Source organism: Streptomyces sp. NPDC030809 (assembly GCF_055572195.1).
Genome location: NZ_JBVIDV010000014.1, coordinates 188,925 through 208,492 on the forward strand (window position 1 = coordinate 188,925; position 19,568 = coordinate 208,492).

Annotated in this window: 14 protein-coding genes, 1 tRNA gene and 1 pseudogene; 11 read left to right on the forward strand and 5 right to left on the reverse strand. The window is 69.9% G+C overall.

What is annotated here, in order from left to right; all coding sequences use genetic code 11:
* Positions 1–59: 59 nt before the first annotated feature.
* On the reverse strand, positions 60–2,780 hold the full coding sequence (polA, locus tag ACZ407_RS20170) for a DNA polymerase I (protein ID WP_468129987.1): 2,721 nt from the start codon (positions 2,778–2,780) through the stop codon (positions 60–62).
* Positions 2,781–2,891: 111 nt separating this feature from the next.
* Here polA and ACZ407_RS20175 point away from each other — a divergent pair, with 111 nt between their 5' ends.
* From ACZ407_RS20175 to ACZ407_RS20210, 8 genes are all read left to right on the forward strand, one after another.
* Entirely contained in the window at positions 2,892–5,177 is a 2,286-nt protein-coding gene (locus ACZ407_RS20175; RefSeq protein WP_468129989.1) for an FdhF/YdeP family oxidoreductase, read from the forward strand.
* A gap of 89 nt (positions 5,178–5,266) precedes the next feature.
* Positions 5,267–5,755, forward strand: a complete 489-nt coding sequence (locus ACZ407_RS20180) for a PaaI family thioesterase (RefSeq protein WP_468129991.1) — start codon at positions 5,267–5,269, stop codon at positions 5,753–5,755.
* A gap of 134 nt (positions 5,756–5,889) precedes the next feature.
* Entirely contained in the window at positions 5,890–6,312 is a 423-nt protein-coding gene (locus ACZ407_RS20185; RefSeq protein ID WP_468129993.1) for a hypothetical protein, read from the forward strand.
* A gap of 565 nt (positions 6,313–6,877) precedes the next feature.
* The gene (locus ACZ407_RS20190; RefSeq protein WP_468129995.1) at positions 6,878–8,113 is read left to right on the forward strand and encodes a branched-chain amino acid ABC transporter substrate-binding protein; all 1,236 of its coding nucleotides are present in this window, start codon (positions 6,878–6,880) and stop codon (positions 8,111–8,113) included.
* A 145-nt stretch (positions 8,114–8,258) separates the two neighbouring features.
* Positions 8,259–9,191 (forward strand): branched-chain amino acid ABC transporter permease, encoded by a 933-nt coding sequence (locus ACZ407_RS20195; protein WP_468129997.1) that lies wholly within the window; start codon positions 8,259–8,261, stop codon positions 9,189–9,191.
* Positions 9,192–9,196: 5 nt separating this feature from the next.
* Entirely contained in the window at positions 9,197–10,912 is a 1,716-nt protein-coding gene (locus ACZ407_RS20200; RefSeq protein WP_468129999.1) for a branched-chain amino acid ABC transporter permease, read from the forward strand.
* Positions 10,913–10,917: 5 nt separating this feature from the next.
* Positions 10,918–11,976, forward strand: a complete 1,059-nt coding sequence (locus ACZ407_RS20205) for an ABC transporter ATP-binding protein (RefSeq protein ID WP_468130078.1) — start codon at positions 10,918–10,920, stop codon at positions 11,974–11,976.
* Positions 11,973–12,689 carry an ABC transporter ATP-binding protein gene (locus ACZ407_RS20210; RefSeq protein ID WP_468130001.1) on the forward strand — a complete coding sequence of 239 codons (717 nt, stop codon included), beginning with the start codon at positions 11,973–11,975 and terminating at the stop codon, positions 12,687–12,689. Before ACZ407_RS20205 ends, ACZ407_RS20210 begins: the two co-directional genes overlap by 4 nt.
* 69 nt (positions 12,690–12,758) lie before the next feature.
* Here the strand turns inward: ACZ407_RS20210 and ACZ407_RS20215 are convergent, their stop codons facing one another.
* Complete coding sequence (locus tag ACZ407_RS20215) at positions 12,759–13,412, reverse strand: ANTAR domain-containing response regulator (RefSeq protein WP_468130003.1); 654 nt, start codon at positions 13,410–13,412, stop codon at positions 12,759–12,761.
* A 96-nt stretch (positions 13,413–13,508) separates the two neighbouring features.
* On the opposite strand from ACZ407_RS20215, the gene ACZ407_RS20220 reads away from it, so the two are divergent.
* Both ACZ407_RS20220 and ACZ407_RS20225 read left to right on the forward strand, forming a co-directional pair.
* A tRNA-Leu gene (locus tag ACZ407_RS20220) sits at positions 13,509–13,591 on the forward strand.
* An 88-nt stretch (positions 13,592–13,679) separates the two neighbouring features.
* Positions 13,680–14,341, forward strand: a pseudogene (locus ACZ407_RS20225) (transposase).
* Here the strand turns inward: ACZ407_RS20225 and ACZ407_RS20230 are convergent.
* The 3 genes from ACZ407_RS20230 to ACZ407_RS20240 all read right to left on the reverse strand — a co-directional run bounded on the left by ACZ407_RS20230 (position 14,342) and on the right by ACZ407_RS20240 (position 17,637).
* On the reverse strand, positions 14,342–15,151 hold the full coding sequence (locus ACZ407_RS20230) for a glutamate ABC transporter substrate-binding protein (RefSeq protein ID WP_468130005.1): 810 nt from the start codon (positions 15,149–15,151) through the stop codon (positions 14,342–14,344).
* Positions 15,152–15,347: 196 nt separating this feature from the next.
* Positions 15,348–16,775, reverse strand: coding sequence for a pyruvate kinase (pyk, locus tag ACZ407_RS20235; RefSeq protein WP_468130007.1), 1,428 nt, complete (start codon positions 16,773–16,775; stop codon positions 15,348–15,350).
* A 145-nt stretch (positions 16,776–16,920) separates the two neighbouring features.
* Entirely contained in the window at positions 16,921–17,637 is a 717-nt protein-coding gene (locus tag ACZ407_RS20240; RefSeq protein ID WP_468130009.1) for an SIMPL domain-containing protein, read from the reverse strand.
* A gap of 127 nt (positions 17,638–17,764) precedes the next feature.
* Between ACZ407_RS20240 and ACZ407_RS20245 the strand changes: the two genes are divergently transcribed.
* On the forward strand, positions 17,765–19,561 hold the full coding sequence (locus ACZ407_RS20245) for a bifunctional metallophosphatase/5'-nucleotidase (protein ID WP_468130011.1): 1,797 nt from the start codon (positions 17,765–17,767) through the stop codon (positions 19,559–19,561).
* Positions 19,562–19,568 lie beyond the last annotated feature (7 nt).

Here is a 19,568-nt window from a genome sequence, read left to right on the forward strand (position 1 = left end):
GCACATTCAAGCCCCGCCGGCGCTTGAGGCGCGGGGGCCGGGCGCGGAGCCCCGGTGGGTCAGTGGGCGGCTGATTCCCAGTCCGGGCCCACGCCCACCGAGACGTCCAGCGGGGCCCGCAGGGTCACGGCCGCGGCCATCTCGCGGCGGACCAGGTCCTCCACCCGCTCCCGCTCCCCCGGTGCGATCTCCAGCACGATTTCGTCGTGGACCTGGAGCAGCATCCGCGACTTCAGGCCGGCCTCGGACAGCGCCCGGTCCACCCGGAGCATCGCGACCTTGACGATGTCGGCGGCGGTGCCCTGGATCGGCGCGTTCAGCGCCATCCGCTCGGCGGCCTCGCGGCGCTGGCGGTTGTCGCTGTTGAGGTCCGGCAGGTAGCGGCGGCGGCCGAGCATCGTGGCCGTGTAGCCGGTGGCGCGGGCCTCGTCGACGACCCGCTGGAGGTAGTCGCGGACCCCGCCGAACCGCTCGAAGAAGGTGTCCATCAGCCCGCGCGCCTCGGCGGGGTCGATGTTCAGCTGCTGCGAGAGGCCGAAGGCGGACAGCCCGTACGCGAGGCCGTACGACATCGCCTTGATCTTGCGGCGCATCTCGGCGTCGACCGCCGACCGCTCCACGCCGAAGACCTGCGAGGCGACGGTGGTGTGCAGGTCCTCGCCGGAGAGGAAGGCCTCGATCAGGCCCTCGTCCTCCGACAGGTGGGCCATCACGCGCAGTTCGATCTGGCTGTAGTCGGCCGTCATGAGGGACTCGAAGCCCTCGCCGACGACGAACCCGCGCCGGATGGCCCGGCCCTCGTCGGTGCGCACCGGCACGTTCTGCAGGTTGGGGTCGGTGGAGGACAGGCGCCCGGTGGCGGCCACCGTCTGGCTGAAGGTGGTGCGCACCCGGCCGTCGGCGGCGACCGTCTTGATCAGGCCCTCGACGGTGGAGCGCAGCCGGGCCTGCTCGCGGTGGCGCAGCATGATCACGGGGAGCTCGTGGTCGGTCTGCTGGGCCAGCCAGGCCAGGGCGTCGGCGTCGGTGGTGTATCCGGTCTTCGTCTTCTTCGTCTTGGGCAGGCCCAGCTCGCCGAAGAAGACCTCCTGGAGCTGCTTGGGCGAGCCGAGGTTGAACTCGTGCCCCACCGTCGCGTGGGCCTCCTTGACCGCCTGCTGCACGGCGTCGGCGAACTGCCGCTCCATCGCCTCCAGGTGGTCGCGGTCGGCGGCGATGCCGGCGCGCTCCATGCGGGCGAGCAGTTCCGAGGTGGGCAGCTCCACCTCGTGCAGCAACTCGGCGGCGCCGACCTCGGCGAGCCGGCCGGTGAACGCCTCGCCCAGGTCCAGCACCGCGCGGGCCTGCGCCATCAGCGCGTCGGCCTCCGCGGACTCGTCGGCGCCGAAGGCCAGCTGCCCGTCGGCGGCGGCGGGCTGCAGCTCGCGGCCGAGGTACTCCACCGACAGCACGTCCAGCGCGAAGGACCGCCGCCCGGGCTTGACCAGGTACGCGGCGAGCGCGGTGTCCATGGAGACGCCGGCCACGGTCCAGCCGTGCTCGGGGAAGACCCGCATGGCGCCCTTGGCGTTGTGCATGACCTTCGGCCGGGAGGGGTCCGAGATCCACTCCGCGAACGCCCGCTCGTCGGCCTCGTCCAGCTGCGCGGGGTCGAACCAGGCCGCCGCCCCGCCGGCGGCGGCCAGCGCGACCTCGGCGACGCTGCCGGTGCCCAGGGCCCAGCTGTCGACCGTGGCCACGCCGAGCGGGCCGGCGGTGTGCTCGGCCAGCCACGGCGCCAGCTCGCCGGTGCCCAGCACGGAGCCGTCCAGCTCCACGCCCGCGGCCGGCTCCGGGGCCTGCTCCTCGGCGGCGCCCGGGTCCACGGCCAGCAGCCGCTCGCGCAGCGAGGCGTTGCGGATCTCCAGCACGTCCAGGACTCCCGTGACGGCCTTCCGGTCGTACGGCAGGCGCGCCAGGTCGGCGGGGGTGCGGCCCAGCTCCACGTCCCGGACCATCTCGGTCAGCACGCGGTTGAGCTTCACGGCCTCCAGGTGGTCCCGGAGGTTCTGTCCGGCCTTGCCCTTGACCTCTTCGGCCCGCTCGACCAGCTCCGCGAAGGAACCGAACTGGTTGATCCACTTCGCGGCGGTCTTCTCGCCGACGCCGGGGATGCCGGGCAGGTTGTCCGACGGGTCCCCGCGCAGCGCGGCGAAGTCCGGGTACTGCGAGGGGGTCAGGCCGTACTTCTCCTGCACCTTCTCCGGGGTGAAGCGGGTCAGCTCGGAGACCCCCTTCGTGGGGTAGAGCACGGTGGTCCGGTCGGAGACCAGCTGGAAGGAGTCCCGGTCGCCGGTCACGATCAGGACCTCGAAGCCCGCGGCCTCGGCCTGCGTCGCCAGGGTCGCGATGACGTCGTCGGCCTCGAAGCCGTCGACGGCGAACCGCGGCACGGACATGGCGTCCAGCAGCTCGCCGATCAGCTCCACCTGACCCTTGAACTCGTCCGGGGTCTTCGACCGGTTCGCCTTGTACTCCGGGAACTCCTGCGAGCGCCACGTCTTGCGCGACACGTCGAAGGCCACCGCGAAGTGCGTGGGCGCCTCGTCGCGCAGCGTGTTCGCCAGCATGGAGGCGAAGCCGTAGATCGCGTTGGTCGGCTGGCCCGTCGCCGTCGTGAAGTTCTCCGCGGGCAGCGCGAAGAAGGCCCGGTACGCCAGGGAATGCCCGTCCATGAGCATCAGGCGCGGGCGCATCTCCGCTGGGTTCTGGTCGGTCTGCTTCGCTGCTGTCTCTGCCACGCCCCCGAGCCTAGTCGGCCGCACCGACAATGCCCCCGCCGCCCGCCGCCCGGGGCGTGACAGGATCGGATCGGCACCACGAGGCACGACGTACGTTCAAAGGGGAGCGACATGGCCACCAAGCCGCCCGCAGGTGATCCGGTTCAGGACGCGCCGCAGGTCGCGCCCCCCAAGCACGCCGCGGCCGGGCTGCCGGCCATCGGCCACACCTTGAAGATCGCGCAGGCGCAGATGGGGCTGCGGCGCACGGCGCAGACCCTGCTCAAGGTCAACCAGAAGGACGGCTTCGACTGCCCGGGCTGCGCCTGGCCGGAGGGCGACAAGCGGCACACCGCCGAGTTCTGCGAGAACGGCGCCAAGGCCGTGGCCGAGGAGGCCACCCTGCGCCGGGTCACCCCCGACTTCTTCGCCGCGCACCCGCTGGCCGACCTCGCGGGCCGCTCCGGCTACTGGCTCGGCCAGCAGGGCCGGATCACCCAGCCGATGTACCTGCCCGAGGGGGCCGACCGGTACGAGGCCGTCACCTGGGAGCGGGCCTTCGAGATCATCGCGGAGGAGCTGCGCGCCCTGTCCTCGCCGGACGAGGCCCTCTTCTACACCTCGGGCCGCACCAGCAACGAGGCCGCCTTCCTGCTCCAGCTCTTCGCCCGCGAGTTCGGCACCAACAACCTGCCGGACTGCTCGAACATGTGCCACGAGTCCTCCGGCTCGGCGCTCAACGAGACCATCGGCATCGGCAAGGGCAGCGTCTCGCTGGAGGACCTGCACCGGGCCGACCTGATCATCGTGGCCGGCCAGAACCCGGGCACCAACCACCCCCGCATGCTCTCGGCCCTGGAGAAGGCCAAGGCCGCCGGGGCGAAGATCATCTCGGTGAACCCGCTGCCCGAGGCCGGCATGGAGCGGTTCAAGAACCCGCAGACCCCGCTCGGCATGGTCCGCGGGGCCGCCCTCAACGACCTCTTCCTCCAGATCCGCATCGGCGGGGACCAGGCCCTCTTCCGCCTGCTCAACAAGCTCGTCCTCGACACGGAGGGCGCCGTGGACGAGGCCTTCGTACGCGAGCACACCCACGGCTACGAGGAGTTCGCCGCCGCGGCCCGCGGGGCCGACTGGGACGAGACCCTCAAGGCCACCGGCCTCGGGCGCGCCGAGATCGAAGAGGCCCTGCGCATGGTCCTCGCCTCCGAGCGCACCATCGTCTGCTGGGCCATGGGGCTCACCCAGCACAAGCACGCCGTCGCCACCATCCGCGAGGTGGTCAACTTCCTGCTGCTGCGCGGCAACATCGGCCGCCCCGGCGCCGGCGTCTGCCCCGTCCGCGGCCACTCCAACGTGCAGGGCGACCGCACGATGGGCATCTTCGAGCGGCCCGCCGCCGCCTTCCTCGACGCCCTCGACAAGGAGTTCGGGATCACCTCGCCGCGCAAGCACGGCTTCGACGTGGTCCGCTCCATCCAGGCGCTGCGCGACGGCGAGGCCCGGGTGTTCTTCGCGATGGGCGGCAACTTCGTCGGCGCCACCCCGGACACCGAGGTCACCGAGGCGGCGATGCGCCGGGCCTCCCTCACGGTGCACGTGTCCACGAAGCTCAACCGCTCGCACGCCGTCACCGGGCGCCGGGCCCTGATCCTGCCCACCCTCGGCCGTACGGACAAGGACGTGCAGGCCACCGGGCGGCAGTTCGTCACGGTCGAGGACTCCATGGGCATGGTGCACTCCTCGCGCGGCAACCTCACGCCCGCGAGCCCCCACCTGCTGTCCGAGCCGGCGATCGTGGCCCGCATGGCCCGCGCCGTGCTGGGCGGGGACTCGGCCACCTCGTGGGAGGAGTTCGAGCGGGGCTACGGGGCGATCCGCGACCGGATCTCCCGCGTGGTGCCCGGTTTCGAGGACTTCAACGCCCGGGTGGCCCGGCCGGGCGGGTTCACCCTGCCGCACGCCCCCCGCGACGAGCGCCGCTTCCCCACCGCCACCGGCAAGGCGAACTTCACCGCCGCCCCCGTCGAGTACCCGGAGCTGCCCGAGGGCCGCCTGCTGCTCCAGACCCTGCGCTCGCACGACCAGTACAACACCACGATCTACGGGCTGGACGACCGCTACCGCGGGATCACCGGCGGCCGCCGGGTGGTCCTGGTCAACCCGGAGGACGCCCGCGAGCTGGGGCTCGCCGAGGGCGCGTACACGGACCTGGTGAGCGAGTGGAGGGACGGGGTGGAGCGCCGCGCGCCGGGCTTCCGGGTGGTGCACTACCCGACCGCCCGGGGCTGCGCGGCCGCCTACTACCCGGAGACGAACGTGCTGGTCCCGCTCGACGCCACCGCGGACACCAGCAACACCCCGGCCAGCAAGTCGGTGGTGGTCCGCTTCGAGCCGGCGGCCGGCGCCGCCTCGTGACCGCCGGGGGCCGGGTGCGTGTCCCCGGGCCCCGGTCACCTGATATGAAGAGCCTTGTTAACGGTCGTTTACGAACGGAGCCGGCCCCCATGGGCGAGCAGACCCACGTGAAGTTCCCGCAGGAGATCATCGACGAGTACGCCGGGCTCGGCATCGACCTGCCCGCACTCTTCTCCGCCGGACACCTCGGCAACCGCATGGGCATCCAGATCCTGGAGGCCGCCCCCGACCGGGTCGTCGGCACCATGCCCGTCGAAGGCAACACCCAGCCCTACGGGCTCCTGCACGGCGGAGCCTCCGCCGTCCTCGCCGAGACCCTCGGCTCCGTCGGCGCCATGCTGCACGGCGGCCACCGCAAGATCGCCGTCGGCCTCGACCTGAACTGCACCCACCACCGCGGCGCCCGCTCCGGCCTCGTCACCGGCGTCGCCACCCCCCTCCACCGGGGCCGCTCCACCGCCACGTACGAGATCGCGATCACCGACGAGCAGGGCAAGCGGATCTGCACGGCCCGCCTGACCTGCATGCTCCGCGAGCTCGACGCCGGCGCGGAGGCCCCCGCCCCCGCCACCCCCTGAGCCGCGCGGGCCGCGCCCGCAGGACTCCGCCGCCCGGGACTCCCCGGCCGCCCGCCGCCGCGGCCGCCGGGGAGTCCCGGGCATTTCCGGCCCGGCCGTTGTGTCACCGAAGGTGACGGCCTACCGTCCCCTCCATGGGGACCACGCCGCACGCCCTGACCCGGTACGCCACCCGTGCACTCCTCGCCGCCGCCCTGGCCGCCCTGGCCGCCGCCGGCTGCTCGGCACCCGCCCCGTCCCGTACGCCGCCCCCGAGCGCCTCCCCCAGCCCCGCGCCCCGCACCAGCTCCCCCGCCGACATCTGCACCAGCCTGGTCGCGTACTGGGCCCGCGAAGCACTCACGGGCGGTAAATGGGCCGGGCTGGACTGGGAGCAGAAGGGGATGTCGAACGGGCAGTTCGAGATCCACGACCAGGTGCTCGCCGAGGCCCGGGTCGAGGAGCGAACTCGCGGCAGGAAAGCGGCACTTGAGCTGATCGACCGCCGCGTGCGGCAGCGCTGCACCGAGGAGGGCGGGGCCACCCGCAGCTCCGAGAACTGGCGCCCGCCGAAGTGAGCCCCTCTCCGGAATCCCGGCCTGCCCGTCCGCCTTCCGGTCACCCGATCGGGGGGCGCGCACCCCGCGCACACCCGGCAGGTCGGAGCCCCTTTGCGCGCCCCCCGGAACGATCCGGCCACACAAGAGGAACTTCCGCCTTTCCTCACTCTCCGCTACCGGCCCCGGCCGCGGAATGCCCCGGCAGGCCCCGTTTTCGCCGGTCAGACCCCATCACGGGAAGCATTCCGGACACACCCCGCTACGAAAACGGCAAAACGATCAGCGTCAGGACCATCGAACCCTCAAGCCCCTTAGCGGAACAGGGAATTCTCACCATGCGGACGATCAAGCAAACCCCCAAAGGTCCGATCTGTCGCACTTCCCCGCACACATTCTTGGCCTTGGCATAACAAGAGCGTCACATCCTCCTTTCCCCGCTCCCCCAGCTCGCCACCTCCGCTCTAGAGTCACGGCCAGTCACCGCGCCGCCGGGCGCAACTCAGCACGGCCGCGTACATCCCAGTGCGGCCCGGCGACAAAACGGCACCTCGCAGAGGGAGCCGCGCCAGGGAAAGGAAGAATCGTGCGACACCGTTCTTTGCTCGTTCTCACCACCGTGATCACCACGGGAGCACTGACCCTCACCGCCTGCGGATCGCGCGACGGAGGAAAGACCAACGACTCCGGCGAGGGCAAGAAGACCGTCGTCGTCATCGGCGTCGACGCCCCCCTCACCGGCTCGCTCTCCGCCCTCGGCCAGGGCATCAAGAACTCCGTGGACCTCGCCGCCAAGACGGCGAACAAGAAGAACGAGGTCCCGGGCGTCGAGTTCAAGGTCGAGGCCTTCGACGACCAGGCCGTCCCGGCCTCCGGCCAGGCCAACGCCACCAAGCTCGTCGGCAAGAAGGACGTCCTCGGCGTCGTCGGCCCGCTGAACTCCGGCGTCTCCCAGTCCATGCAGGGCGTCTTCGCCGCCGCGAACCTGGCCCAGGTCTCCCCGGCCAACACCAACCCCTCGCTCAGCCAGGGCGACAACTGGGGCAAGGGCGAGTTCAAGCGCCCCTTCAAGACCTACTTCCGCACCGCCGCCACCGACGTGGTCCAGGGCAAGTTCGCCGCCCAGTACCTCTTCAAGGACGCCGGCAAGAAGAAGGTCTTCGTCGTCGACGACAAGCAGACCTACGGCGCCGGCCTCGCGGCGATCTTCTCCGACGAGTTCAAGCGCCTCGGCGGCAAGGTCGTCGGCACCGACCACGTCACCGTGAAGGAGACCGACTTCTCCTCCACCGCCAACAAGGTCAAGTCCTCCGGCGCCGACTCCGTCTACTTCGGCGGCCAGTACCCCGAGGGCGGCCTGCTCTCCGACCAGATCAAGAAGACCGGCGCCAAGATCCCCACCATGGGCGGCGACGGCATCTACGACCCGGCCTTCATCAGCGCCTCCGCCGAGGCCAACGAGGGCGACCTCGCCACCTCGATCGGCTACCCGGTCGAGAAGCTCGACACCGCCAAGACCTTCATCGCCGACTACAAGGCCGGCGGCTACAAGGACGACTACGCGGCCTACGGCGGCTACTCCTACGACGCCGCCTGGTCCATCATCCAGGCCGTCAAGGCCGTCGTTGCCGCCAACGACAACAAGGTCCCGGCCGACGCCCGCGCCAAGGTCGTCGAGGCCCTCGGCAAGGTCTCCTTCGACGGCGTCACCGGCAAGGTCGCGTTCGACGAGTACGGCGACACCACCAACAAGCAGCTGACCGTCTACCAGGTCAAGGGCGGCAAGTGGGTCGACGTCAAGAGCGACACCTTCAACGAGTAAGCCCTCGGGTTCACGCGTAATCCCCCAGGCCCTCCCGGCCTGACAGGCCCCGGCCTGAACCGCACCACCTGAACCACGCCGCGCGAGGGCGCAAACAGCGCCCTCGCGCGGAGTCTTATCCGACACGCTCATCGGAGGCCCTGCGGTGCACGAACTGCCGCAACAGCTGGCCGACGGCCTGGCCCTCGGTGCCCTTTATGGCCTCATCGCCATCGGGTACACCATGGTCTACGGCATCGTCCAGCTCATCAACTTCGCCCACGGCGAGATCTTCATGATCGGGGGCTTCGGCGCCCTCACCACGTTCCTCATCCTCCCGGAGGGCACCACCCTCCTGGTCGCCATCCCGGTCATGATCATCGGTGGCGCGCTCGCCTCCGTAGCCGTCGCAACCGCAGCGGAACGCTTCGCCTACCGCCCCCTGCGCAACGCCCCGCGACTCGCACCCCTCATCACCGCGATCGGCCTCTCGATCGCCCTCCAGCAGCTGGTCTGGGGCTTCTACCCGGACGCCAAGGACAAGCGCAGCTTCCCCGAGTTCACCGGTGAGGCCTTCAAGATCACCGACGACCTGCTGATCCAGCGCTCGGACGCCTTCATACTCGTCCTCGCCCCGCTCTGCATGCTCGCCCTCGGCGTGTTCGTCTCCAAGAGCCGCAGCGGCCGCGCCATGCAGGCCACCGCCCAGGACCCCGACACGGCCAAGCTCATGGGCATCAACACCGACCGCATCATCACCATGGCCTTCGCCATCGGTGCCGCGTTCGCCGCCGTCGCCGCCGTCGCCTACGGCCTCGACAAGGGCCAGATCGGCTTCGAGATGGGCTTCATCCTCGGCCTCAAGGCGTTCACCGCAGCCGTCCTCGGCGGCATCGGCAACATCTACGGCGCCATGGTCGGCGGCGTGGTCCTCGGCCTCGCCGAGACCCTGTCGATCGCCTACATCGAAGACATCCCCGGCATGCAGCAGCTCGGCGGCGGCGCCTGGTCCAACGTCTGGGCCTTCGTTCTCCTCATCGTCGTCCTCCTCGTGCGGCCCCAGGGCCTGCTCGGCGAGCGCGTCGCGGACAGGGCGTGAGAACCATGAGCGACACCACCAAGACCACCCCGGCCGTCGAGGACGCCACCCGCACCCGCAACCTCTACGCGGTCGTCGGCGGCAGCCTCCTCACGATCGTCAGCGCCTTCCTCGCCTGGACCTGGACCCCGGACTTCCCCGGCGACCTGACCATCTACGGCAACCCCGGCAGCCTCCAGCTCCTCACCCTGGTCGGCGCCCTCCTCACCGCCCTCCACGCGCTCTCCGCGCTGGGCGTCAAGGGCCTCGGCTGGCTCGCCCCCGCCGGCCACCGCAAGGCCCTGTGGCTCCTCGCCCTCGGCACCGCGGCCGCCACCTGGTTCACCGTCCTCGCCATCGCGATCGAGCTGGGCGGCCTCGTCCACCTCGAACCCGGCGCGTACGTCGCGGCCGTCGCCTCCGCCATCCCCGCCGTCGCCGCGTACTTCATCGCCGACGACAGCCGGAAGGCCGCGCCCGCCAAGAAGCTCCCGTCCTGGGCCGAGATCCTGATCGTCGTCGCCGCCTTCGCCGTCGGCCTCTACGTGATCACCTTCGGCATCGACACGGACGACACCGAGCCCGAGCTCTTCATCGCGTACCTGATCATCGTCCTGTTCGTCTTCCTCGCGCTCCTCAAGTCCGGCCTCATGGACCGCCTGAGCACGATCACCGCGAACAACCGCACCGTCACGGTCGCCGCCGCCTTCGTCGCGGCGCTCGCCTTCCCCTTCACCCAGCAGGGCGGCGACACCTACACCCTGATCGCGGTCAACATCATCATCTTCGCGACCGTCGCCCTCGGCCTCAACGTCGTCGTCGGCCTCGCCGGCCTCCTCGACCTCGGATACGTCGCCTTCCTCGGCGTCGGCGCCTACACCGCCGCACTGGTCTCCGGAACGACCGCCTCCGCGTTCGACATCCACATCCCCTTCGGCATCGCCGTCCTCCTCGGCGCCGTCGTCTCCCTCATCTTCGGCGTCGTCATCGGCGCCCCCACCCTCCGCCTGCGCGGCGACTACCTCGCCATCGTGACCCTCGGCTTCGGAGAGATCTTCCGCATCGCCATGGGCAACCTCGACGGCGTCTCCGGCCCGCAGATCACCAACGGCCCCAACGGCATCCCGAACATCCCCGACCTCGAAATCTTCGGGTACAACTTCGGACAGCCGCACACCATCCTCGGCATCGAACTCGGCTCCTACGCCAACTACTACTTCCTGATGCTGCTCGCGATGGTCCTCGTCGTCACGGTGTTCAGCCGCGCCGGCAACAGCCGCATCGGCCGCGCCTGGGTCGCCATCCGCGAGGACGAGACCGCCGCCACCGCCATGGGCATCAACGGCTTCCGCGTCAAGCTGATCGCCTTCGCCCTCGGCGCCACCCTCGCCGGCCTCGCCGGCACCGTGCAGGCACACGTCCAGCACACCGTGGTCCCCGAGATGTACCAGTTCGCCGGCCCCGTGCCCCCGAACTCCGCCTTCCTGCTCGCCGCGGTCATCCTCGGCGGCATGGGCACCATCCGCGGCCCCATCCTCGGCGCCGCACTCCTCTTCCTGATCCCCGCCAAGCTGCAGTTCCTCCAGGAATACCAGCTGCTCGGCTTCGGCATCGCCCTCATCATCCTGATGCGCTTCCGCCCCGAAGGCCTCATCGCCAACAAGCGCGCGCAGCTGGAGTACCACGACGACACCGCTGACCAGGCCCCCACCGACCTGGCCACCGCCAAGGCGGGTGTGTGAACACCATGACGACGACCACCACCGAGACGGTCCTCGAAGCGAGCGGCGTCACCATGCGCTTCGGCGGCCTCACCGCCGTCCGCTCCGTCGACCTCAAGGTCAACGCAGGCGAGATCGTCGGCCTCATCGGCCCCAACGGCGCCGGCAAGACCACCTTCTTCAACTGCCTCACCGGCCTGTACGTGCCCACCGAGGGCACCGTCAGCTACAAGGGCACGGTCCTGCCGCCCAAGCCGCACCTGGTCACCAAGGCCGGCATCGCCCGCACCTTCCAGAACATCCGGCTCTTCGCCAACATGACCGTGCTGGAGAACGTCCTCGTCGGACGCCACACCCGCACCAAGGAAGGCCTCTGGTCCGCCCTCCTGCGCGGCCCCGGCTTCAAGGCCGCCGAAGCCGCCTCCGAGAAGCGCGCCATGGAACTCCTGGAGTTCATCGGCCTGGCCCACAAGGCCGAGCACCTGGCCAAGAACCTCCCGTACGGCGAGCAGCGCAAGCTGGAGATCGCCCGCGCCCTCGCGAGCGACCCCGGCCTGCTGCTCCTCGACGAGCCCACGGCCGGCATGAACCCGCAGGAGACCCGGGCCGCCGAGGAACTCATCTTCGCCATCCGGGACATGGGCATCGCCGTCCTCGTCATCGAGCACGACATGCGCTTCATCTTCAACCTCTGCGACCGGGTCGCGTGCCTGGTCCAGGGCGAGAAGCTCATCGAGGGCAGCCCGGGCGAGGTCCAGGGCGACGAGCGCGTGGTCGCCGCCTACCTCGGCACCCCCTTCGAGGGCGATCCCGGCGCGGCCGAGGTCGCCGAGGTCGAGGCCGCGGAGGCGCACGCCGAGGCGGAGGCCGAGGCCGAGGCCGCGGAGGACGAGGCTGCGGCGGGTGACGAGGCTCCGGCCGAGGAGGCCGCCGCCGACGAGGCCGCCGAGGACGAGGCCGCCGAGGACGAGGGCACCTCCTCCGACGCGCCCGCCGACGACACCCCCGAGGCCCCCGCCGCGGACACCGCCGCGGACTCCTCGGACAGCACCACCAGCACGGACAAGGAAGGAGAGGCCAAGTGACCGCACTGCTCAAGGTCGAGGACCTCAAGGTCGCCTACGGCAAGATCGAAGCCGTCAAGGGAATCTCCTTCGAGGTCAACGAGGGCGAGATCGTCTGCCTCGTCGGCACCAACGGCGCCGGCAAGACCACCACCCTGCGCACCCTCTCGGGCCTCATCAAGCCCAAGGCCGGCAGCATCACCTTCAACGGCCAGCCCCTGGACACCGTCCCGGCGCACAAGATCGTCTCCCTGGGCCTCGCCCACTCCCCCGAGGGACGCCACATCTTCCCCCGGCTGACGATCGCCGAGAACCTCCAGCTCGGAGCCTTCCTCCGCAGCGACAAGGAGGGCATCGAGAAGGACATCCAGCGCGCCTACGAGATGTTCCCCATCCTGGGCGAACGCCGCAAGCAGGCCGCCGGCACCCTCTCGGGCGGTGAGCAGCAGATGCTCGCCATGGGCCGCGCGCTCATGTCGCAGCCCAAGCTGCTCATGCTGGACGAGCCCTCCATGGGCCTCTCCCCGCTCATGATGCAGAAGATCATGGCCACCGTGGCCGAGCTCAAGGCGTCGGGCATGACCATCCTGCTCGTCGAGCAGAACGCCCAGGCGGCGCTCTCGCTCGCCGACCACGCCCACGTCATGGAGGTCGGCAAGATCGTCCTCTCCGGCACGGGCCAGGACCTGCTCCACAACGAGGACGTCCGCAAGGCGTACCTCGGCGAGGACTGATCCGCGCACCGCACACGGAAGGGCCCGCCTCCCTCGGGGGAGGCGGGCCCTTCGCCGTGCGCCCGGCGCCTACTGCTGCTTCGCGGCCTTCTTCTCCTCGGCGTCCTCGATGACGGCCTCGGCGACCTGCTGCATCGACATGCGGCGGTCCATCGAGGTCTTCTGGATCCACCGGAACGCGGCCGGCTCCGAGAGCCCGTACTGCGTCTGCAGCACGCTCTTGGCCCGGTCCACCAGCTTGCGCGTCTCCAGCCGCTGGGAGAGGTCCGCGACCTCCTTCTCCAGCGCCTTCAGCTCCGCGAACCGGGACACCGCCATCTCGATGGCCGGCACCACGTCGCTCTTGCTGAACGGCTTCACGAGGTATGCCATCGCCCCCGCGTCCCGGGCCCGCTCCACGAGGTCGCGCTGCGAGAACGCGGTCAGCATCAGGACCGGCGCGATGGACTCCTCCGCGATCTTCTCCGCGGCCGAGATCCCGTCCAGGACGGGCATCTTCACGTCGAGGATCACGAGGTCCGGCCGGTGCTCCCGGGCCAGCTCCACGGCCTTCTGCCCGTCCCCCGCCTCGCCGACGACGGAGTAGCCCTCCTCCTCCAGCATCTCCTTCAGATCGAGGCGGATGAGCGCCTCGTCCTCGGCGATGACGACCCGCGTCGTCAGCGGCGGGACGTGCGACTGATCGGCGTCGACGGGCGTGGGCTCATGCTCGGCGGCGGTCACGGGGGGCTCCTTGATGCGGGGCTGTGTGCTGCTGGAATGAGCCTACCTAGCGGCGAATGCCGCGCGGCACAGGGTAGGCTTACGCTGCTACAACCGGCCCGGTTGGAGGAACTGGTCATACTCGCGGTGCTCAAACCACCGTGCCTTCGGGCATGTGGGTTCGAATCCCACACCGGGCACAATTTCACGGCTAAGCGGACGTTCACATTCTCGTGAATGTCCGCTTTTCCGTCTCCCTGTAGTCGCCCTGCCACGCAGAGTGTCTGCATGGAGTTCCACAGCCTGGAAGTGCGCCAGAAGGCACTGGCGCTGCTGCGTGGTGGCGCACGAAACGCCGACGTGGCGCGTCAGCTCTCCGTGCCGCTCGGCACGATTGGGTATTGGAAGCACAGAGATCGCGCATCGCGGGGCGAGTGCCCTGGAGCACATGATCCGAAGTGTCCGCGGTGCGATGGTTGCGACCTGGACGAGCGGGCCTACGCGTACCTCTTGGGCCTCTACCTCGGCGACGGTCACATCAGCCAGTACTCACAGCATCGGGTGCCGAACCTGATGATCACATGTGGAGACGCGTGGCCCGGGCTGATGGACCTCGCCGAGCGAGCCGTACGCGCCGTCTTCCCGGCCAACCAGACATGCCGCGTCGAGCGCATCGGCTGCCACAACGTGAAGGTGTACTCAAAGCACCTCGCCTGCCTGTTTCCCCAACACGGACCCGGCAGAAAACACGAGCGCCACATCGCTTTGGAGTCCTGGCAGCAGACCATCGTCGACGAGCACCCTTGGGAGCTCGTGAGGGGGCTCGTCCACTCCGACGGCTGCCGGATCACCTGGACGTCGTGCACGCGCCACGGGAAGCCGTACAACATCTGGTGGCACGAAGGGCGTCCACCATGTTGATGGACGCCCACGTGGGTGCGAAGTACTGATCAGCCCGTGATGGACGGGGCCGGGTCGTTCTTGTAGGCCGGGCCGAAGTTGGATTCGACGTACTTGGACCAGGAGCCGTCCTGGACCATCTTCTTGAGGGCCGCGTTGATCTTGCCGCGGAGTTCGGCCTTGTCCTTCTTGACGCCGATGCCGTAGTGCTCGGTGCTCAGGTTGAGGCCGATCAGGCGGAACTGGCCCTGGTACTTCTTCTGGGCCGCGAAGCCGGCGAGGATCGAGTTGTCCGTCGTCATCGCGTCGAGGTACGTGTCCTTGAGGGCGACGGCGCACTCGGAGTAGCTGCCCAGCTCCATCAGGGAGGCCTTGGGGGCCAGCTTGTCCTTGACGTTCTGGGCGGACGTGGAGCCGGTGACCGAGCAGAGGCGCTTGCTGTTGAGGTCCGAGGCTTCCTTGATGTTCTTGTCGCCGGAGCGGACCAGCAGGTCCTGGTGGGCGGTGAAGTACGGGCCCGCGAAGTCCACCTTGGCCTTGCGCTTGTCCGTGATGGAGTAGCTGGCGACGACGTAGTCCACCTCGCCGTACTGGAGGAGGAGCTCCCGGTCGAGGCTGGTGACCTGCTTGAACTCGATCTGGCCGGGCTCGTAGCCGAGCTCCTTGGCCACGTAGCGGGCCACGTCCACGTCGAAGCCGGAGAAGGTGCCGTCCTCGTTCTTGAGGCCGAGGCCGGGCTGGTCGAACTTGATGCCGATCGCGATCTTCTCCTGCTCCTCGCCACCGCCTTCGCCGCAGGCGCCGGCCGTGAGGGAGAGGACGAGTACGGCAGCGGAGAGGCCGGCTCGGGAGACCTTCATGAGGGGGGAGTTCCTTTGGTTCAGCGTCGAAAGGAAGTGCACGTCTTCCTCGGCTGTCAAGGAACCTAGAGAGCGTGTCGGCCGGGAGTCATCAGAGTTGAGCAAAACTTGAGGATAACGATCCGGTTCCACGGAGATCTTCCGGTGGATGGTTTAGACCACCGGAAGATCAACTCTAATCCCGGCCGCGTCCCGCTCAGCGGACGGCGTCCCCGATGTGGTGGACGCGGACCAGGTTGGTGGAGCCCGCCACGCCCGGCGGGGAGCCGGCGGTGATCACGACCACGTCCCCGGGCGCGCAGCGTCCGATCCTCAGGAGTTCCTCGTCCACCTGCGCCACCATCGCGTCGGTGGAGTCGACGTGCGGGCCGAGGAAGGTCTCCACCCCCCAGGTGAGGTTGAGCCGGGAGCGGGTGGCGGGGTCGGGGGTGAAGGCGAGGAGGGGGATGGGCGAGCGGTAGCGGGAGAGGCGCCGGACGGTGTCCCCGCTCTGGGTGAAGGCGACGAGGAACTTGGCGCCGAGGAAGTCGCCCATCTCGGCGGCGGCGCGGGCCACGGCCCCGCCCTGGGTGCGGGGCTTGCTGCGCTCGGTGAGGGTGGGGAGGCCCTTGGCGAGGATGTCCTCCTCGGCGGCTTCGACGATGCGGGACATGGTGCGTACGGTCTCGACGGGGAACTTCCCGACGCTGGTCTCGCCGGAGAGCATGACGGCGTCGGTGCCGTCGATCACGGCGTTGGCGACGTCGGAGGCCTCGGCGCGGGTGGGCCGGGAGTTGTCGATCATCGAGTCGAGCATCTGGGTGGCGACGATGACCGGCTTGGCGTTGCGCCTGGCGAGCTTGATGGCGCGCTTCTGGACGATGGGCACCTGCTCCAGGGGCATTTCCACGCCGAGGTCCCCGCGGGCGACCATGATCCCGTCGAAGGCGGCGACGATCTCGTCGATGTTCTCGACGGCCTGGGGTTTTTCGATCTTGGCGATGACGGGGAGGCGGCGGCCCTCCTCGTCCATGATCCGGTGGACGTCCTCGATGTCGCGGCCGCTGCGGACGAAGGAGAGGGCGATGACGTCGGCGCCGGTGCGCAGGGCCCAGCGGAGGTCTTCGACGTCCTTGTCGGAGAGGGCGGGGACGGAGACGGCGACTCCGGGGAGGTTGAGTCCCTTGTGGTCGGAGACCATGCCGCCTTCGATGACGCGGGTGTGGACGCGGGGGCCGTCGACGGCGGTGACTTCGAGGGTGACGCGGCCGTCGTCGACGAGGACGAGTTCCCCGGGGGTGACGTCCTGGGCGAGGCCGGTGTAGGTGGTGCCGCAGGTGAGGCGGTCGCCCTGGACCTCGTCGACGGTGATGGTGAAGGTGTCGCCGCGTTCGAGTAGTACGGGGCCTTCGCGGAAGGTGCCGAGGCGGATCTTCGGGCCTTGAAGATCGGCGAGGATGCCGACGCTGCGGCCGGTCTCGTCGGAGGCCTTGCGTACGCGCTGGTACCGCTCCTCGTGGTCGGCGTGGCTGCCGTGGCTCAGGTTGAAGCGGGCCACGTCCATGCCGGCTTCGACGAGGGCTTTGATCTGCTCGTACGTGTCGGTGGCGGGGCCCAGGGTGCAGACGATTTTCGCTCGGCGCATGGGCCGAGCGTATGCCCCTACCGAGCAGTAGCGGCCGGCTTCCGGGTGACTGCTCAACGACCTTTTGGTGAAAGGGTGTTGACAACTCTCGAATGGTGGGCGGGGGTGCTCCGATGAGCGCCCCCGCGGGGGTCTGCGGGGGGTGTCACAGCCGGGGCGGGGTCATGGTGAACCGGGCGTTGACGGAGGCATAGACGGTCTGGCGCTGGGGTTCGAGGTCGAGGGCGGGGGCGAGTTCGGTGTCCTGGGCGTAGGCCATGGAGCGCATCATCCCGGCGGGGGCGGCCATGGTGGCGGGGAGGGCGTCCTCGGCTCCGAGGTCGGCGAGTTCGACGAGGGCGGCGAGTTCGGCGCCGAGGGCGGCGGCGTATTCGCGGGCGCGCTGGACGGCTTCGCGTACGGCCTGGCGGCGGGCGTCGCCGTGGGCCGGCGAGTCGGGGCGCAGGGCCCACCAGGGTCCGTCGACGCTGGTGAGGTCGAGGTCGGCGAGGCGGGTGGTGAGTTCGCCGAGGGCGGTGAAGTCGGCGAGTTCGGCGGTGAGGTGGACCCGGCCGTGGTAGGCGCGGATGCGTTCGCCGCGGCCGTGGCGGGTGAGTTCGGGGGTGATGGAGAAGGTGCCGGTTTCGAGTTTTTCGACGGCGTCCCCGTAGCTCTTGACGAGTTCGAGGACGGCGGCGTTGCGGCGGGTGAGGTCTTCGAGGGCGGTGCGGCGGTCGGTGCCGCGGGCGCTGACGGCGATGCCGATGCGGGCGATTTCGGGGTCGACCTCGATGCGCGCTTCGCCGCGGACGGCGACGCGGGGGACTTCGGGGGTGCCGTAGGGCTGGGGGGCGGCGGGCCGGGGTGCGGGGTCCTGGGTCATGCGCTCCACTGTCGCATTCGGGGGTGCGGGGTGCGGGTCATCGGATCGAAACCTGCCAGGGGTGTTGTGGCCGGTTACCGGTGGGTCAGAATCTACGCGCGTTGTTGAGCCTCACGAGGGAGATGACATGCCGTTCGATCGTCGGACGTTTCTGGGCACTTCGGCCGTAACGGGCGCCGCCGTGGCGGTGGGCGGGGCCGCGGCCTCGCCTGCCGCGGCCGCTCCGGGGGCGGGTCCGCGTCCGCACACGTATTCCTTCACGGTGATGGGGACGACCGACCTGCACGGGAACGTCTTCAACTGGGACTACTTCACGGACAAGGAGTTCGACGACAAGGCGCACAACGACGTGGGCCTGGCGAAGATCTCCACGCTGGTGAACCAGGTGCGTGCGGAGAAGGGGCGGCGGAACACGCTGCTGATCGACGCCGGCGACACGATCCAGGGCACGCAGCTGTCGTACTACTACGCGAAGGTGGACCCGATCACGGCGCGCCGGGGTCCGGTGCACCCGATGGCGCAGGCCATGAACGCGATCGGGTACGACGCGGCGGCGCTGGGGAACCACGAGTTCAACTACGGGATCCCGGTGCTGCGGAAGTTCGAGGAGCAGTGCGACTTCCCGCTGCTGGGCGCGAACGCGCTGGACGCGCGGACGCTGCGGCCGGCCTTCCCGCCGTACAGCATGCACCGGCTGTGTACGCCGCACGGTCCGGACGTGAAGGTGGCGGTGCTGGGTCTGACCAACCCGGGCATCGCGATCTGGGACAAGGCGAACGTGCAGGGCAAGATGACCTTCCCGGGTCTGGAGGAGCAGGCGGCGAAGTACGTGCCGCGGCTGCGGTCGATGGGCGCGGACGTGGTGATCGTCTCGGCGCACTCGGGTTCGAGCGGGACCTCTTCGTACGGTGACCAGCTGCCGTACATCGAGAACGCGGCGGCCCTGGTGGCGGAGCAGGTGCCGGGGATCGACGCGATCCTGGTGGGCCACGCGCACACGGAGATCCCGGAGTACCGGGTGGCGAACAAGGCGACCGGCAAAGAGGTCGTGCTGTCGGAGCCGCTGAAGTGGGGTCAGCGGCTGACGCTGTTCGACTTCGAGCTGTCGTTCTCGCGGGGCCGGTGGAGCGTGGACAAGGTGTCCGCGAAGGTCCTGAACTCGAACACGGTGGCGGAGGACCCGGCGATCACGGGGCTGCTGGAGGACGAGCACCGCAAGGTCGTGGCGTACGTGAACCAGGTCATCGGCACGTCCACGGCGGCGATGGCCTCGGCGGAGGGTCCGGTGAAGGACGTTCCGATCATCGACCTGATCAACCACGTGCAGGCGGACACGGTGCGCTCGGCGCTGGCCGGTACGGAGTGGGCGGCGCTGCCGGTGCTCTCGCAGGCCTCGTGCTTCTCGCGGACGGCGGCGATCCCGGCGGGCCGGGTGACGATACGGGACGCGGCGGGGCTGTACCCGTTCGAGAACACGCTGGAGGCGCGGCTGCTCACGGGCGCCCAGCTGAAGGACTACCTGGAGTACTCGGCGAAGTACTTCGTGCGGACCGCGCCGGACGCTCCGGTGGACCCGGCGAAGCTGACGAACGCGGACGCGACCCCGGACTACAACTACGACGCGGTGTACGGGCTGTCGTACGACATCGACATCGCGCAGCCGGTGGGCTCGCGGATCTCGGGGCTGTCGTTCCAGGGCCGGCCGGTGGACCCGGCGGCGCAGTTCGTGCTGGCGGTGAACAACTACCGGGCCTCGGGCGGCGGCAACTTCCCGCACGTGCCGCAGGCCCGGCAGCTGTGGGCGAACTCGGACGAGATCCGCAACACGATCATCAACTGGGTGAAGGCCAAGGGCACGGTGGACCCGGCGCAGTTCGCCTCGGTGGACTGGCGGCTGACGCGGGCGGGCGTGCCGGTGTTCTAGGCGGTCC